The 18,018-nt window shown below is 69.5% G+C and carries 5 protein-coding genes; 2 read left to right on the forward strand and 3 right to left on the reverse strand.

Annotated elements, in window-relative coordinates; genetic code table 11:
• Window positions 1-18 precede the first annotated feature (18 nt).
• Window positions 19-13,737, reverse strand: coding sequence for an LWXIA domain-containing protein (locus WS54_RS32785; RefSeq protein WP_059786641.1), 13,719 nt, complete (start codon window positions 13,735-13,737; stop codon window positions 19-21).
• A gap of 832 nt (window positions 13,738-14,569) precedes the next feature.
• On the opposite strand from WS54_RS32785, the gene parS reads away from it, so the two are divergent.
• Both parS and WS54_RS32800 read left to right on the forward strand, forming a co-directional pair.
• Complete coding sequence (gene parS, locus WS54_RS32795; protein WP_050018210.1) at window positions 14,570-15,025, forward strand: type II RES/Xre toxin-antitoxin system antitoxin; 456 nt, start codon at window positions 14,570-14,572, stop codon at window positions 15,023-15,025.
• Window positions 15,022-15,501: an RES family NAD+ phosphorylase gene (locus tag WS54_RS32800; protein WP_034208820.1), complete on the forward strand. Its 480-nt coding sequence runs from the start codon at window positions 15,022-15,024 to the stop codon at window positions 15,499-15,501. The genes parS and WS54_RS32800 overlap by 4 nt, the downstream gene beginning before the upstream one ends.
• A gap of 39 nt (window positions 15,502-15,540) precedes the next feature.
• On the opposite strand, the gene WS54_RS32805 is transcribed toward WS54_RS32800, so the two are convergent.
• Both WS54_RS32805 and WS54_RS32810 read right to left on the reverse strand, forming a co-directional pair.
• Window positions 15,541-16,473, reverse strand: coding sequence for a tyrosine-type recombinase/integrase (locus WS54_RS32805; protein ID WP_059786644.1), 933 nt, complete (start codon window positions 16,471-16,473; stop codon window positions 15,541-15,543).
• Window positions 16,474-16,633: 160 nt separating this feature from the next.
• Window positions 16,634-17,989 carry a uracil-xanthine permease family protein gene (locus tag WS54_RS32810; protein WP_059786646.1) on the reverse strand — a complete coding sequence of 452 codons (1,356 nt, stop codon included), beginning with the start codon at window positions 17,987-17,989 and terminating at the stop codon, window positions 16,634-16,636.
• Window positions 17,990-18,018: the final 29 nt, after the last annotated feature.

Here is an 18,018-nt window from a genome sequence, read left to right on the forward strand (position 1 = left end):
GCGACGGGCCGGCGCGCATCAGCCGACGTTGATCGACTGCCCGACACGCAGCACGTTCGGCGCCGACGCCAGGCCCGAATTCAACTGCAAGATCTCGTTCAGCGCGCGCGCATCCTGCTGGTCGCGCGTCATCGCCTTGCGGTCGTCCGGCGACACGTGCGCCGCGTCCAGCAGCGACTGGCGATGCGCGTCGGCGATCACCCACAGCGAATCTCCGGCCACGACGATGTACGGCTGCGCGGCCTGCGACGGCGGCGCGGAGGGCTGCGCGGGCGCCGTATTGCCCGTCGTGCCGGTCCCGGGCGGTTGCGTGGCGGTCGTGCCCGGCGCGAGGCCGGTCGTCGGCGTGCCGGCGCTCGGCTGCGGCGGCTGGTGTGACGGCGACGGCGAGGCCGGCGTCGTCTGCGGCTTGTGCGGCGACGATCCCGAGCCGCCCGACGGCGGGCCGAAGAACAGGCTCTGCAATTGCGTGAAGCCCCAGATCCCGATCGGCACGAGGATGAGCGCGGTCGGGTATTTTTTGACCCAGCGCGTCGCGTTCGGGAAATGGGTGTTCAGGCGCGCGCCGAGCAGCATCGCCGTCGATGTCGCGGCGGTTGCCGCGAGCCCGTAGTGCCCTTTGTCGTATTGCGCGATCGTGCCCGCGATGCCGCTCGCGACGCCGACGAAATCCGACGTCGAATCGATCAGGCGCACGACGCGGCTGCGCTTGTCCGCGTTCACGCGGTGCGCGCTGACCGCGTAGACGAGGCCCGAATAGGTCGCGGCGAGCCCTGCGCTCGCGGTCGTCAGCGCACCCGCGACGGTCGGCGCGGTCATGAGCCCGTGCACGCCGACGGCGATCGTCCCGGAATAGCCGACGATCGCGCTGCCGCGCCCGACGAGGCCGAGGAACCGGCGGGAATTGCCGTGATGCAGCTGCGTGAGCGACGTGCCGCCGACCATGCCCTGCATGTTCGCGAGCAGGTCGGCCGACAATTCCTTGATCTGCGCGGCCGCATCGTCGAAGCCGATGAGCCCCTGCCGATGCATTTCGACGAAGTGGCTCGCCTTCACGCGCGTTTCGTTCGTGAGCAGGTCCAGCTGTTCGAGCCGCGCCGGGTTGTAGCCGTGCACCGGCGCGGTCAGCTGTTGCGCGAGCGAGCGCTGCAGGCGATCGAGCACGTCGTGCACCGCGCGCGGATCGCCGCTCTGCAGGCTCTGCACCGCACCCTGGTGCATCGCACCGAATACGCGGCCCGCGCGCGCACCGACGAACAGCGCGGTGTTCGCGTGCGTCAGCGCATCCGAACTCATCACCGTCATGCCGTTGAACACGTTGAGCGCCACGAGCGAACTGGCGCCGGCCACCGTGCCGCCGAAGCCCAGCGACCACGCCCAGTCGCGCTTGCCGAACGACGGCCGGTGGACGCGCAGCGCGTTGAGCTGCGCGAGCGCGGCCTCCTGCGGGTTGCCGCGCTGGTGGCTCGGCTGCGCGGCGATGTCGCGGTTCACGATGACGGGCTTGGTCTCGTCGATCGCGAGCTTCGGATCGGCGGCCACCGCGCGCCAGAACGCGGTGCTCGATGCATTCGGGTTCGCATGCGCGTCGATCTTGCGTGCGGTATCGGGCCTGCCGTACCGGCTCAGCCAGCGATCGCCGGCATCGCGTGCGCGCTCCTCGGCCCGGTTGGCGGGATCGGCGGTATTCCAGTAGTTCTCCTTCGCATAAGTGATCGTTGCCTGCCGTGCGCGGTCCATCAGCGCGGTCGTGTGCCCCTCGTAGAGATCGGCGCGCAGTTGCGCGAGCTGGTCGGGCTTCAGCCCATTCGCAAGACCGACGCGTTCGACTTCGGCGAACAGCACCTGATGCTGGTTCGCGAGCGTCTGCGCGCCGACCCGTTCGAACACGCGCGTGAGCGCGTCGGCGCCGTGCAGGCGTGCGAGCTTGTCGGGCGCATGCAGCTTGTATTCGACGAGCTTGCGGGCGAGTGCGGCGGTCAGGTCCTGGTTCGCGACGAAGTCCGAGCCGTGCGTCGCATACGACAGCCCGAGATGAACCCAGTCGAGTTCCTTGCGATCGAGCACGGCCTCGACGAGCTTCAGGTGGCCGTCGCCCGGCGCCGGTTCGAGCACGGCGTCCCAGCCGTGGAACGTCACCATCACATGCGGCGCGGTCGCGCCGGTGTGCTCCCGCGCCCACGTTTCGAGCGCGTCGAACGTGCGCACGTAGTCGTGGTACGCATCGTTGGTGCCCGCCAGCGTGCGCTGGTCTTCGGCCGACACGAGCGCGCGCGACGGCGCGGTTTCGAGACGCAGCACGAAGCCGCCTTCGGACGCCGCGTCGAGCCATTTGTACAGGTGGCCGAGGTCGTCGAGTTCGAGGTGGCGGCCCGTGCCGTCGATGTCGATTCGCGCGTTCGCTTCGTCGAACTGCGCGTTGTCGAGCTTGCCGAGTTCGCGCACGCGGCGGATGAAGGCGGGGTCGTGTTTGCGGCCGAGCGCGGCGGCGAGCGAATACGGATCGACCGCGACCGACACCACCGGCATCGCACCGCCGTAGCGTTTCACGAGTGCGAGCATCTCGGCGGGGTCGTCGCGCAACGTGAAGCCGCGCGCCATCAGCGCGAGGCGATCCTGGATCTCGGGTTTCGCGCGGGCATAGGCCTGCAGCGCATGCCGGTCCGCGGCCCGTGCGATCGACAGATAGGTGATCGCACGCTTCGCATGGCGCGACACTACGTTCGCCGCATGGTCGGGCCGCGACAGCGGGCCGCGCCACGGCATGCTCGACGCGTCGCGCGCGAGCCTCAACGGGATGCCGAGCGCCTTCATCATCACGCTGTCGGCCATCATGACCTGGCGCGTGGTGCCGAGATCGAGCGGTTTGCCGGTGTGGCCCGCGAACGCCTTCACGCGCTCGTGCTCGGGAAACCAGTGGTCGACCTTCGCCTTGCCGAAGCGAAGGATCCATTCGGCGACCGTCGCGCTCGTCAGGCCGGGCTGATAGGTCTTGATGCTGAACGGTTTGCCGGCCGGCGCGGCCTGCGGCGCGGGCGACGCGGCCGGGGCGGGTGCCGCCGGCGCATTCTGCTTGCCTTTTTTGCCCTTGCCGCGCGCAGGCTTTTTCGGCTTCGCGGACGGGCTGGCGGACGCAGTGCCGGACGCCGGATCGCCGGCAAGTATGGCCTGCCGGTTCTTCGCGGCCGTCAGTTCGGCCGCGATGCGGCTCTCCAGTTCTCCGAACGGAGCGGACGATTCCGCCGCGGCCTTCCGCAACTGCTTGTCGAGTTCCGCTTGTTTCAGCGCATAGGCCGCGACCTGCGTCGGCTGCGTGCGCGCATCGAATTCCGCCGGGTCGAGCCGCGTCACGAGAAAGTGCCGGTCCGAGCCGTCCGGACCGCCGCCGATCTTCGTCTTGTCGAGGTCGATGCCGGGCTTGCTCTTGTCGGCGAAATGCGCGGCATCGTCGAACCATTGCAGCGTGCCGTCGCGGGTCGCGAGGATGCCGTCCGGCTGGTGCAGCGTGTCGATCAGCGCGCCCTCCGTGCCGTAGACGTAGATGAAGTATTCGGGGCCGACCTGGCCGAGATCGATCACGCGCCGCAGATGCAGCGTGTTCGCGCCGCTGAAATCGTGCACGTCGTCGGCCGATTTCGGCAGCAGGTTCGGCGCGACCCATCGGTTGGCGAGCGGCGTCGCGCCGGCCGGCGGCTTGCCTCTCGACTGAATCTTGCCGAGCCGGCGCTGCACGCGGTCGCTCGTTTTCATCGGCGGCGGCTTTTGCTCGGCGATCGGCAACGCCCGCTCGGCCGGCTCGAAGCCGCCATAGCGGGACACCGCCGATTCCGGTAGCGAGGACGGCACGAACACGACGCCGCGCCGGCCGTCGGGCAGGCCGCGTGCGCGGCGACGGAAGGCGGCGCCGAGATCCTGCTCGCCGATCGACGCGTCGCCGACCGAGGTTTTCTCGTGATAGGTCCAGCCGCTGCCATCTTGCTTGGGCACGGCGTAGCCGAGCACCTTGCCGGTCTTCCTGTCTACCGCGAAGATCGTCGTGCTGTCGTCCGCGACCTTCGCGGCCGCCTTGGGACGCTTGAATTGCGGTGCAGCGGCGAGTTCGCCGATCTGCTCGACGACGTCCTGCGCAGGCGCGTCGCCGGATGGTTCGGCATGCCACACGCGCTTCGAATCGACGGCTTCGACCTTCGCCGCGCCGCCGAATTGCCGCAGCTCGTCGAGCGACACCGGCGACAGGTAGAAGTCGAATTTCGCGCGTGCCTCATGCGGCGTTTCGCTGCCGCCGCGCTTGCGTGGGCGCGTGCCCGGATAGAGCGCGTCGCGCAAGTCGTGCGACGGCGTACCGCCGGGGTCGGCCGATTCGACCTGACCGGGCTGGCCGTGGGCATCGGTGGTCAGGCTCGCGACGAACTCGGGTTGCGGATGCGTGCCGTCGTCCGCCGGCCGGTCGACATGCTTCGCGATCAGCACGTGGGCGTTGGGGCCTGCGTATTGCGCGAGGTCGCGGATGTCGGCCAACTGCGTGCCGTCGATCCGCTTCAGGTCGCGTTTGCCGTGCGCATCGAGCCAGTCGGCCGCGCGCGCTTCGGGCGTGCGCGTGGGGGCGGCCGGCAGGAACGACGACGGGTCCGGCACCGGCCACATCATCATCGACGGCATCGTCCGCGGTGCCGTACCGGTTCGCCCGGCTTCGCCGTCGCGCAGCGCCTGCTCGGCCTGCGCGCGATACAGCGCACGGTAGACGGGGTTGCCGGGCAGCGAGGTCCGCGCGTTGCCGAACGCGTCGGCGAGGCGCGCGAGGCCCGCGGCGTCGCCCGGCATCACGTGGTCGGCTTCGCGCGCGATTTCGTCGGGGAGCACCGCGTGCTCGGCGATGTCGATGCCGGTCGATGCGAGGATTTGCTTGCGCACCGCGAATGCGTTGGCTTGCGCGCGCGCCTCGGCGCGCAGCGCGCTTTCCGCGTACGCATCGGGGCTGCTGGTGTCGAGGTCGAGCCGGTTCGTCGCCACGTCGACCGCGTGCCCGACCTCGTGTGCGAGCACGTAGACGATCGTGCCGGCGCTGCGCAGGCCGCCGTCGATCACGATCCGGCGCTGTTCGGCATCGACCTTGCTGCCCGCGCCGGCGCGGCCCTGCACGATCTCCCAGCGGCCGGGATTCAGCAGCCGCAACTGATCGGCGAGCAGGCTCGACCGGTCGGCCAGCGCATAGGCGGCATCGGGCAGCGGCGCGCCGCCGAACCACATCCGGATGCGCGTGAAGAGCGACGGCTTCTGGACGAACGCGCCGTCCGGCAGCGACTCGCTGATCACCGGGTGCGCGAGTTCGACGTGGCCGCTCGCGATGCCGCGTTCGAGCGGCTGGATGACGACATCGATCATCCCGGGCGTGCGGTTGGTCGCCGGGTCCGGATGCGGGATCAGGACGGAAGGGTCGCTGAAGTAGAACTCGCCGCTCGCATCGAACAGGCCTTCGAAATCGAACGACAGGCCGTGCCGCGTGGCAAGCTCGCGCATCGCGGCGAGCTGCCGCATCGATTCGCGCGTCACGCGTTTCGGCAGGATGCCGTGCATCACGTCGAGGCTGCCGAGCTCGGCCAGCGGGCTGTACAGCACCGCGACGCGTCCGTGGTAGGTAAACGGCCCGTCGACCGTGACCGTGCGCATGCCGAGCTGCGTCAACTGGTCGAGCCCGCGTTTTTCGTGGGCGAGCATCGTGCGCGCCTTGTCGCCGCTGGCGTCGAACACGCCGATCGCATTGCGTTTGCCGAGTTCGAATACCGCCTTCGCGGTGCCCGCGCCGAGGAACGGGCCGAGCAGCGCGTCGGGATCGACGCGCCGCGACGGATCGCCGGCGACGTGCAGCCCGTGCTCGTCGACGGCGAGCGCGCCCGCATCGATCCGTTCGCGCGGCGACGGCGTGTAGCGCGTCCACGCGCCCGGGCCGCCGAACTGCATGCGCTGCGTGCCGTCGCTGCGCGGCTCGCCGAGCGTGCGGACCGTGCCGCTGTCGGGCACGTAGATCGTGCGTTGCCAAAGATTCGCGAGCCACGCGGCGTGCGCCGCGCCGCCTTCGCCTGCGAGGACGATGGGCGCGCCGGCCCGCGCGGGCGTGAACGCATGGCGATGATCGATCGAATAGTCGACGGGCGTGGCGGGGCGGCCGCGTGCGTCGAGCAGGCCGCCGGCCGCATCGGTCCGCGCGTGGACGAGCGTCAGCGGCTCCCCGTTCGCATAGGAGACCGGACCGTTGCGCGAGAAGGACAGTTTCGGCGAGCCGCCGCCGAACCAGCGGCGCGGAAACGGCGACGCACGGTCCGCGTGCGCGAGGCTCCACTGCGCCTGTTCGTCGAGCGTGCGCGGCAACCGTGCGCCGCCGCCGGCGCCGGACGATTCGGTCGTGTGCGGTGCGGGCATGCTCGGCGATGCGCTGCCCGACTGTTGCTGCCGGTCCCACGCACGGCCATAGAACGCACCGTAGCGCTCGCCGTCGCGGCCCGATACGGGAGCATTGCCGAATGCGTCGGCGAGGCGTGCGAGGCCGGCTTCGTCGCCCGGCATCACATGATCGGCTTCGCGCGCGATCTCTTCGGGAAGCACCGCGTGCTCGGCGATGTCGACGCCGGTCGATTCGAGGATCTGCTTGCGCACCGCGAACGCGTTGGCTTGTGCGCGCGCTTCGGCGAGCAGCGTGCTTTGCACGTACGCTTCCGGGCTGCTGGTGTCGAGGCCGAGCCGGTCGTTCGACACGTCGGCCGCGTGGCCGGCTTCGTGCGCGAGCGTATAGACGAGCGTGCCGGTGCCGCGCAGGCCGCCGTCGATCACGATCCGGCGTTCATCGACGTCGGTGCGGCTGCCGCGTCCCGCACGCCCCCACACGATCTGCCAGCCATCCGACTTCAGCAGCCGCATCTGGTCGGCGAGCAGGCTCGACTGATCGGCGAGCGCATAGGCGGCATCGGGCAGCGGCGCGCCGCCGAACCACATCCGGATGCGCGTGAAGAGCGACGGCTTCTGGACGAATGCGCCTTCCGGCAGCGATTCGGCGATCGCGGGATGTGCGAGCGCGATGCTGCCGTTGTCGATGCCGCGTTCGAGCGGCGCGATGACGTTGTCGATTTCCTCGAGCGTGGCGTCGATTTCCTCGCGGTCGTCCGTGCGGAATACGGTGGCCGGGTCGCTGAAGTAGAAGTCTCCGTGCGCGTCGAACACCCCCTGGAAATCGAACACCAGACCATCGCGCTCGACGATCTCGCGCATCGCCGCGAGCTGTCGCATCGATTCGTGCGTGACACGTGACGGCAACGCGCCGAGCGAGACGGCGCGGCTGCTGAGTTCGGCGAGCGGATGGTAGAGGATCCCGATCCGGTTGCCGACCGAGAACGGGCCGTCGATGGTCAACGTGCGCATGCCGTAGCGGCGCAGCAGGTCGAGTCCGTTGCGTTCGGTGTCGAGCGCGTCGTAATGATTCGCGAGTTGGCCGTCGCGCGGCCGCGCGGGATCGACGTCGTACAGGCCGATCGCGTTGCGCTTGCCGAGTTCGAACACGCTCTTCTCGATGCCGGCTCCGAGGAACGGACCGATCAGCGCTTGCGGGTCCAGCCGCCGCGACGGGTCGCCCGCGACGTGCAGGCCGTTCGCGTCGACGGCGAGTTCGCCGTAGTCGATTCGCTCGCGCGGCGATGGCGCATAGCGAGTCCATGTGGGTGCGTAATCGAATCGCGCCTGCGTGTGCATGCTGCCCGGGTCGCCCATGGCCGCGTCGAACGCGCGGATGGTGCCGCCGTCCGGCACGTAGACTGGCCGTTGCCAGGTGTTCGTGAGCCATGCCGCGGCGGCGTGGCCGTTGTCGGCGGCCAGGACCAGCGCGTAGCCGCTGCCGGCGCTGGTCGACGTGCCGGCGAGGAAGTGTGCGATCGAAAAGTCGACGTGCCGTGCGGGGCGGCCATGTGCGTCGAGCAGCTGGCCAGTGGCATCGGTGCGGCCGCGAACGATCGTCACCGGTTCGTCGATTCCCGACGACGAGCGTTCGTCCAGGAACCGCAGCGTCATCTGTCGCGGCTCGTTGCGCCCGCGTTCGGCGAACGGCGAGATCGCCTCCGCGTGCGCGAGGCTCCACTGCACCTGTTCCTCGAGCGTGCGCGGCAGGTGCGCGCCGCCGCCGGCCGATTCGGTCGTGTGCGGCGCCGGCATCCGGCGCGGGGCGCCGCCGTCGCGTTTCTGCTTGTCCCAGATGCCGTCGTAGAACGCCTGATACGTCTCGCCGCGCCGGCCTGACACCGGTGCGTCGGCGAACGCGTCGGCAAGCCGTGCGACCGTGCCCGCATAGTCGCTCGACGGCGTCCAGCGGTCGGCCTCGTGCTGGAGCGCGTCGGGCAGCGTCGTGTTCGCCGCGATGTCGCCGCCGCCCGCGAGATCGATCTCGTAGCGCGCCTCGAACGCGTTGATCTGCGCGCGCGCTTCGGCTTCGAGCGCCTTGCGCGTGAAGCGGCTGCGGCCGCTGTAGTCGAGCGAATCCAGCGTGCCGTCGATCGCCTCGACCGCGTGCTTGGCCTCGTGCGCGAGCGTGTAGGTGATGCTGCCCGAATCGTGCAGTCCGCCATCGATCGTCACGCGGCGTCGCTTCGGGTCGATCCGGCTGCCGCCGCCGCGCTTGCCGAGGCTCACGCGCCAGCCGGCATCGCTCAGCATCCGCAACTGCTGCGTGAGCGTGTCCGACTGCTGCGCGAGCGCGTGGACCGCGTCCGGCAGCGGTGCGCCGCCGAAACGCATTTGCAGCCGCGTGAACAGGCCCGGGCCGGCAAGCGCAGGGTCCGGCGGTGCTTCGGTAGTTTCCGGGTGTGCGGCGGCCGGGAGCGCGTGGTTGTCGGCCCGTGCGTCGCGGGCCGGCTTCGGCGGCCGGGATGCGTCGCGGGCCGGCTTCGGCGGCCGGGATGCGTCGCGGGCGTCGTTCGCCGCTTGCGACGCGGATCGTTCGGCCGGCTTGACGAGTACCACGATCCGATTCGGCGCACTGAAGGCACCGTCCAGCGCACGCGCGCCGCGAGCGGGCGGCTGCGGCAGGGCGGCGTGCGTTTCGGGATCGGCGGCGTTGCGCCGGGCCGTTGCGAGCACGACGACGGTATCGTCGTTCGCGGGCGGTGGCGCGCGGCGCGCGGCAGGTGCTTCCGGATTCGCCGCGGGCGGGTCGGTCTCGACGACGCCCGCCGCATCGGAGTGCGCCGCCTGCGCGTTCGTGCCGACGACGCGGCCGCCTGCCGCCGCTGCGTCGGGGGCGGGCAGGTAGCGCGTGAGCGGCGCGTCGGCGCGCAACGTGCCGTCCGTGTGCAGCGCGTCCGGCGCGGCCGCGAATACCGGCCGCTGCCAGCGGTTCGCGAGTTCGGGCGCGACGTGCGCGTCGGCCGCATCGGCGATGACGACGATCGGCTCCGCGACGTCGGCGGGCAGCGCGCCCGCCGCACGCGGCCGCGCAGCCTCGGGCGTGGCGGCTGCCGGATCCTCGCCGTTGCGCACGATGAAGAGCGTATGTTCGCCGTAGTCGAGCGCTTCGACGGACGGGCCGCGCGGCACCGACACGCCGGCCGGGTCGAGCGTCGCGGGCCGGGAGGCCGGGTCGGCGTCGGTCAGGTCGATCACGCGGACCGGCGTGCGCGGCGCGACGCTGGCCGGCTCTTCGAGCGCGCCCGCGCCGGGTGCGCCGGGCGCCCGCGCGACGGCCGGATCGTTCTCCGCGCGCAGGTCGCTGCTGCGGCGATTCTGCGCGGCGACGTGCGAATCGGACGCGCGCGTTTCCTGCTGCTCCTCGTCGCGCGCGGTCCGTGCTTCGCTCGTGTGCTGCGCGTTGCGTGCGCTGGCGGTCGTGGTCGCGGTGGCCGTGTCGTTCGCTTCGGTGGCACGCGCCGCGGCTTCGTCGGCCGGCGTGGTTCGCGGCGCGCTGTCGGCCGGCGGGGCCGCGTCGCTTGCCGGCTGTCGCGGGTCGCTGCGCGCCGGGGCGGGCGTTTTCGCGACGAGCTTCGACGGCGCAACGATTTCGCCGTCGCTGCCGAACGACAGCCGGTCGCCCGTTTCCGTGACCGAATCGATCTTCGTGCCTTCGGTCCAGGTCTTGCCGGTCAGCTTGACGATGCTCAGTTCGCCGTTCTCGCCGAGGATCACCGACGTCCCGCGCGGCAGGTTGTTCAGATCCTTGTTGTTGAGCGAGTCGAGCACGCGCACGGGCATGTTGTCGTACGTGAGTACCTTGTCGCCCGCCATCAGCGTGCCGTCCTTCGCGACCTTGACGTCGACGCCGTCGAGCGATGCGCGCGTCGCACCGAACGCCAGTTGCGACGGCTCGTTCCTGGTCAGTATCTTCTGCAGTTGCTGTCCGTCGATCGAGATGCGTTCGCCACCCGCTGAACGGGCGACCACCGGCCGGCCCGTGACGCGAACCGTCGCGTTGACCACGCGGTCCCGCACGCCGCCCGCGCCCATCAGCGCGACGTTCGTGAAGCCGGACTTGAGATCCTCCCAGCCCTTCTCGCTGTTCCCGTTCTTGAAATCGACATAGGCTTCGCCGAAGGTTTCGCCCGCGGCGCCGATGCCGGTGGCGAGCGACGTGCCGCGCACGATCGCCGTGGTCACTCGCGCGGCCTTCGCCGAGCCGGTGAGTGCGGTGATCGTCTTGCCGAACACTTCCGAGCCCGCGAACTTCGCCGCGCCGGCCGCCCCCATCGGCACGAGGTTGAGCCAGTCGCCGCGCGCGCCGGCGTCGGTGAACGGATTGACGCTCTGGTTGTGTTCCAGGCGCGAGCCGATATCGAGCGCGGATTTCGTCATGCTCGAACCGATCGCCGTGTCCATCATCACCGCGCCCGCGAAGTTCAGCGCGCCGCCGGCGAACGCGCCGACGCCGGTGGCGTCGAGCAGCACGCCGGCGCCTTCCATCAGCAGCCCGAGACCCATCATCCCCAGGTTCACCTTGCCGCCGGTCAGCGTGTTCAGCGCGCTGTCGAACCAGTCGTCGTGATGCGCGGCCTTCTGCTGGAACTGCGCGTGACCGTTGTCGTCGTAGCCGGTCACGAGATCGAGCGTGCCGCTCGACGCAAGCTGGTTGTTGTCGAGGTAGTCGCCGACATTGTCGTAATGCGCGGACGTGTCGTCGACGTACTGGACGTGGCCCTTGCTGTCGGTGACCTTGAAGAGTGCGCTCGTCACCATGCCGGCCGTCTTGTCCGAATAGATCAGCGGCAGGACGTTGACCTGCGTGCCGCTGCCGCCGCCGAGCTTCAGGATTTCGCCGCGCACCTTGTCGATCGTGTCGAGCTTGTCCTTGTCGGTGTAGCGCACCGTGTCGTCGTTGACGGGCGCGGTGGGCGTGCCCGTATCCGACGACGGTTGCACGTCGGGCGGCAGCCCGATCGCGGTGCCGATCAGGTTGCGCTGCTCGTTGTCGGTCAGCTTGCCGAAATGGATCGTCGCGGCCTTGTTCGTGCTCGCCCCGGCTTGATCGAGCAGCGATTGCGACAGTTCGCCCTGGTGCGCGCGGAAGAAGCCGTCGAGCGCCTTCGAATAGGCATCCTTGTCATCCTGACTCTGCGGATTGCGCAGGTTCTCGGCGAGGCTCGCATCGAACTGGTCGAGCAGGACCTGCTGATGCGACATCTCGGTCAGCAACTGCAGCTTGTTGACGGTCGCGTCGGCTTGTTGCAGGGCGTTGCGCGCCTGGTCGAGCTGGTCCTGGTACGGATTCGGCCGCAGCGGCGTGCGCATCGGAATCTCGTCGCCGTTGACCTCGCGCATGCGCACCGGCGTCGGGTTGTTCGCGTACCAGTCGTCGTAGGTTTTCTGCATGTCGGCGAGCTTGCCCTTCAGCACGCCTTGCTGCGCCTTCGCGTTCGCGAGCTGGAATTTCGCGGCTGCGTCGTTGAACGTGTTGGACAGCCGGCCGTCGGCCGCGCGCAGCGCGCCCGCGACGACATGGAGTTTTTTCGCGTCGAGCGCGGTCTGGCCGGTCGCGGTGGTCGGCACGGACGTGTTCGAGCCGGGCGGCTGCAGCACGAACGACGGATTCGTGAACAGCGTCGTGGGCGGCAGCGACGTCGACAGCGCGCTGGGCGGCGTCGACGTGCTCAGCGACGACGTCGGCGTCTGCGTCGTCGATGGCGCCGGCGTGCTCGAGGTGCTCGATGTGCTCGGCACCGACGTGCTCAGCGACGGCGACGGTTGCGCCGACGGGGACGGCGGCGTTGCGGACGGCGGCGGATTCGTCGACAGCGTCGGCGTCGGGTTCTGCAGCACGAACGGCACCTTCGGCTTGAGCTGCGCATCGATTTGCGCGCCGGCGTCGTCGTACTGCTGCGCGAGCGTCTGACCGTACGCGACGACGAATCCGTCGTGCGCGAGGCTGGCCTTCTGCTTCGCCTGCGCGAGCGCATCGGACGCGGCGGCGAGGTCGGTATCGACGGTCGGATGCGGATCGAGCGAGTGCGGATTCGCGGTATGCCAGTCGTCGGACGCCGATTTCGCGGCGTCGTACTTGCCTTGCAAGTCGTCGACGCTCAACTGCGCGCCGAGCATCTGCATGTAGCTGCCGCTCGTGTTCGCCTGCGTGGTCGCGCGATCGAGCGCGGCCTTGTCGTCTTTCGCCGCGCCGGGCGTCGAGCCGATCAGGCACGCGCTGTCGGCGTCGTACTTCTGCTGCAGCGTCGTGACCTGCTGCGCGTCGAGCGACGCCGCATAGGCCGCGTTCGAGTAATTGGCGATCTTCGCGGCCTGCGCGATATCGGCCTGAACGGCGTGCATGTCGACGTTGCCGTTCGCATCGGCCGGCGGCGGATCGGGCAGATCGACCTGCAACTGCAGCGGTGCGAGCGCATCGTTCAGCTTGCCGACGCCGGTGTCGATCGCGTCCTTGTACGCGGGATCGGCCATGTACGACTGGAACTGCTTGTAGGCGAGATTCGCATTGCTGACGTCTGCCCAGTACTTCGCCTGAGCCGTTACCGCGCTCGAGGTCGCCGATTGCCAGTCGTCGTAGGCCTGGACCTGGGCGGGCGTCTTGCAATCGCCCTGCTGCGGGACGAAGTTCGGATTCGCCTTCGTCTGGTCGGGGAACAGCTTTTGCAGCGCGGCGAGCTTCGCATCGGCCTGCTGTTGCGCGGGCCCCTCGATTTTGTCGTTCGTCGGGTCGGCGCTGTACTGGTCGGCTTTCGCCTGCTCGCCGTACAGAATCCGGTAGCCGGCGTCGGTCGTCACGTCGAGCTCGCGTTGCGCGGTGTCGGCCGCATCGTGCGCCTTCGCGTAGTTGTCGCGTGCGGCCTTGCGCTCGTCGGGCGTCGCATCGGGGTCGCGGTTCGTCATCCGCAGCACGCCCTGCGCGCCTTGCAGCGCCTGCTGCGCGTGGTCGTACCTGGTCTGCGCGTCCTGGATCACACCCTGGACGGCGCGCGTCGTGTCGTTGTCGACCGTGATCTCGGGCGGCGCCACGCGATATTGATCGGCCATGCTCTGGAGCAGGGCGGTGGCCGACGCGATTTCGGGGTTGGTCGGCTTGGACGGATCGGTGCCGAGATCGGCCTGCACCGGGATCGGCGGCGTGGTGGTCGGGGTGACCGGATTGGCCGGGCCGTTGTTCGGGCCGTCGTTGGACGTACCGTCCGCATTGCGCGGCGGTTTCGGGGCGAGGTCGGGGTCCAGCGTCTGCGACAGGAAACGCTGCCAGTTCAACCCCAAACCCATTCCGTCGATGGACAACATGCAAGGCTCCCGTCAGGCGCGGCCGTACGCAAGATGCACGCCGCCGGCGCCGCATGGCGCGATTTCGAGTGTACGGAAGCGGTCGGAGCGGGCACGGACGCGATTCGTAGCGCGCGACGAGCGGGAACGGGTCGGTCCGGGGATCGCTACGAGAAGCGATCATGTCCTGATAAGTGCGCTATGCAGAAGGCGGGGAGATGAGGCGGCTTGCGCATCGATTCGGTCTGGGCCCGGTGTTACAGCTGGCTTTCGGTGATGGCGTGCGCCTTACTTTCTGCTTTCGGTTTTATGATAAGGTGTGCGAAGTAATTTGCGGCGGTGGACGGGGCGGGTAGGAGTAGGCAGTGCGGTATGCCCTGCATCGAGACGAGGAGTTCGGGCGACACGAGTTTGGAGAGCGGATATTGGCGCGCGAGGAACAGGGGCCGGTACGGCGGGTGATGCACTTTTTTGTGGTGGATCGGTGTTGTCGGATGAATTGCACCGATATCCGATGGGAGAGGCCGGCTGCTGGCTGGAGCAGTCGGTCGACGTGTAATCGGCAGAGTTCGACGTGTTAGCGGGGGACGCGACCAATCGGGCTGGGGAAAGAGGCGGCTCCTTCACTTCGCGTAGCACCATCGGAAAATTGTTACGTGACAACTTCGCACCATCACGGTCGGTGACTTTATATACTGAATTTTTCGGCCCCATCACCGGGGCGAATCTCCGATTCGCGTATCCCCAAATACGGGTCCAGCAGCCCGATCGGCAAGCCCATCGCTCAACCACCCGCAAGCATTCGGCAAAACGCCTATAATGATTGGGCAAATTGCCGTAGAGAGGTCAGGTCATGAGCACCATCGCTTTTCATCCTTCGGGCGTCGCTCATCCGCGTCAGGCCGAATTCACGATTCTCGAGCAGCTGCTCGCGATCCGCGTCCGGTCGGGCGCCGATCTGGCCGAGCTGGCGAGCGCGCGCGTCGACGTGTCGGTGATCGACCGACTGTCCGAGCGCGGGCTGAAATCGGACGAGCTGGCCTTCATCATTCCGCGCCGCACGCTGAGTCATCGTCGCCAGGCGCACGAACGCCTGTCGCCGGAAGAGTCGGACAAGGCGATCCGCCTCGCGCGCATCGTCGCGCAGGCGGCGGCCACGTTCGGCGACCAGGACAAGGCGATGGCGTGGCTGCGCAACGGGCTCCAGCGCTTCGGCGGCCGCACGTCGCTCGACATGGCGAGCACCGAGCATGGTGCGCGGCTCGTCGAAGAGGCCCTCACGCAGATCGACGAGGGGTACTTCGCTTGACGACGCTGTGGCGGATCAGCAATTACGCCGATCTGAAAGGCACTGGCGGATTGCGGGCCGGCGGCCGTTGGCATTTCGCCGGGCAGCCCGTCGTGTATCTCGCCGAGCATCCGGCGCTCGCGTTGCTCGAGACGCTGGTTCATTTCGAAATCGCCACCGTCGCGCAATTGCCGAGCGGATACCAGTTGCTGCGTATCGAAGTACCCGATTCGGTGGATGTTGCCGAAATCGCCGAAGGCGATGCACCGGAGGACTGGCGAACGAACGTCGACTGGACCCGCAGCGCCGGCACCGAGTGGCTGCACACGCAGCCGAGCGCGCTGCTGCGCGTGCCGAGCGTCGTCGTGCCGCATGCCCATAACTTCCTGTTGAATCCGCTGCATCCGGCCGCGTCCGACATCCGCGTCGCGGAAGTGATGCAAGCGCCGTACGACACGCGGATTCTGCGGCTGGTCCAGTCGAAGCCGGGCGAATAGCGAACCGGCAGGCGTACGGTCCGCGCCGGCGGCGCGCGTTCAGCGCTCGTGGGCGGCGCGATTCGCGGCCGCATCGGGCGACAGCGTTTGCCGAATGCGCGTGACCGTTCGCATGCTGGCGAGACCGAGCATCGCGGTGACGTCGGCATGCGCGTGGCCCGCGAGCAGCTGGCGGCGCGCATACGTATTGCGCAGCACGCGCGGGCTCATGTCCGCTGCATGAAAGCCGATCGCGTTCAGCGCGTCGCGCACGACGAGCAGCAGGAACATGTCGTTCATTGCGCCCCCGCGCGGCGCGGGAAACAGCAGCGCCGACGGCCGCAGCTCCGAGCGCGCACGCCATGCGGCGAGCGGCGCCACCGCGAACGCGGCGAGCTCGATCCGGCGCGCCGGCCGCGCGCGATCGCGCGGCACCGACAACACCGCCGGCCGCGCGTCGAGATCGGGCGCATTGCCCGTCGCCGCGCGAATTTCGGCCGACGTGATGCCGCTCGCGAGCAGCAGCGCGACGATCGCGCGATTCCGGCAGTCGGCCGGCGTGTCGTCCGCGCGAGGCTGTACGTGGCGTTGCAGCGCCGTGTCGGCATCGGGCGGCAGGTAGCACGGCTCGGGCTCGCCGTCCGGCCAGGCGAGATCGCGTGTCGATCGGCCGGCCGGATGAATCGTCCGCACACCGGCGTCGACCAGATGCCGGCCCAGTCGGTCGATCAGCTTCGCATAACGCACGCGTGTCGACGTGCCGGGCGCGCAGGTGCGGTCGAGTTCCGCGAGGAAGGCCGCGACGTGGTCGGGCCCGAACGTGGCGAGCGATACGCGCTGTGCGCTCAGGTGGCGCAGGAATCGCTCGAACATCGCGACATGCTGCACGACCGAACGCGGCGCGAACGGCCGGCGGCCGGCGCCGATCGCGGCGGTTTCCTGCCAGACGCGAAACGCGCCGACGGGGTCGTGAATCCAGCGATCCGTGTCCATTCCCGCTTTATAGCCGGACGCGGTGACGCCGGCAATCGTCCCGATGTCCGGTCGGCCGGCGCGTCGGTGCACCAACGCGTGTCGTCGACGCCGTCGTTGTCCATCGTCAGTAGACGAGCACGAGCAGCAGCGTCGCGCCGCGTGAGCGTGCCGCTTGCCTTCATGCGTCGCGCGCAGGCGCCGCAGCTGCCGCCGCGTGCGCTTGTCCGCCCAGCCGCGCGAGCGCGGCGAACGCCAGTTGCGTCGCGATGGCCGCGAGCGTGCCGGCCGCCATGCCGTTGCCGAGCACGATCTGCACGGGCGCGCCGAAATGGCGATACAGGTTCGGCACCAGGATCGGCGCGAGGCCGACCACCAGGGCGGCCGCGAGCGTGTACTGGTTCGCGCGCGCGTGCAGGTCGACGCTCGCGAGCAGCCGAATGCCCATCACGCCGATCATCGCGAATACAACCAGCGCGGTGCCGCCGACGACGGCGGCCGGAATCGCATACGCGAGCCGCGCGAGCGGCGCGAACAGCGCGATGACGAGCAGGATCGCGCCGGCGGCCGCCGTCACGTAGCGCGAGCGTACGCCGGTCGTCTGCACGACGCCGATGTTCTCGGCGCTCGTCACGATCAGCGGCGTGCCGAACAGCGCGCCGGCCAGCGATGCGAGCGCGTCGCCGCGTATCGTCTTCGGCACGTCGCGCCGGAGCGCGATCGCCTTGCCGCACGTTTCGCCGACGGCGACCGTCTGCGCGGTGGCCTCGGCCATCGAGACCGCGGTGAAAATCAGCAGCGGCAGCGCAGCCAGCACGTCGAAACGCGGCATCCCGAACGGCAGCCACGCCGGATGCGTGAACAGCGGGCCGTGCCATACGTCGCCGAGCGCCGGCATCGCGCCGAGCGCCCAGCCGAGCGTCGCGCCGGCCATCAGCCCGATCAGCACCGCGAGGCGTCCGGCCGTGCCGCGGAATGCGCCGGCGACGACGACGGTGGCGACGATCGTCGCCAGCGCGAGCCCGAGCGAGCGCGGCTGCGCGAAGTCGGCCGAACCGGGCTGGCCGACGACGATCGTCGCGTAGATCCGGATCAGGTTGATCGATACGAGCAACAACATCGCGCCGACGACGATGCGCGGAAAGAGCCGCAGGCAGCGCGTGAAGACGGGCAGCAGCACCCAGTAGAACGCGCTGGCGAGCAGCGCCGCGCCGGCCGCGGTCGGCAGGCCCGCTTGCGCGGCGATGCCCGCGAACAGCATCGTCGGTGCGCCGCCGGGCACCATCACGAACGGCATGCGCGCACCGATCGGGCCGACACCGAGCGATTGCACGAGCGTGCCGATACCGCACGCGAAGAACGTCGCGCCGATCAGCTGGACCGTCAGGTCGGCCGGCAGCGCGAGCGTTTTCGCGATCAGGAACACGGCGGTGATCGGCGACGCGGCCATCGACAGTACGTGCTGCAGCCCGAACAGCGCGAGCTGCCACGCGGGCAGCCGGGCATCGACGGGCAGGGAGATCGGATCGTGCGACACGGCAGGCCCCTCGGAAGCGAACGGCGACG

The sequence above is a fragment of the Burkholderia sp. NRF60-BP8 genome, assembly GCF_001522585.2.
In the GTDB taxonomy this organism is placed as follows: domain Bacteria; phylum Pseudomonadota; class Gammaproteobacteria; order Burkholderiales; family Burkholderiaceae; genus Burkholderia.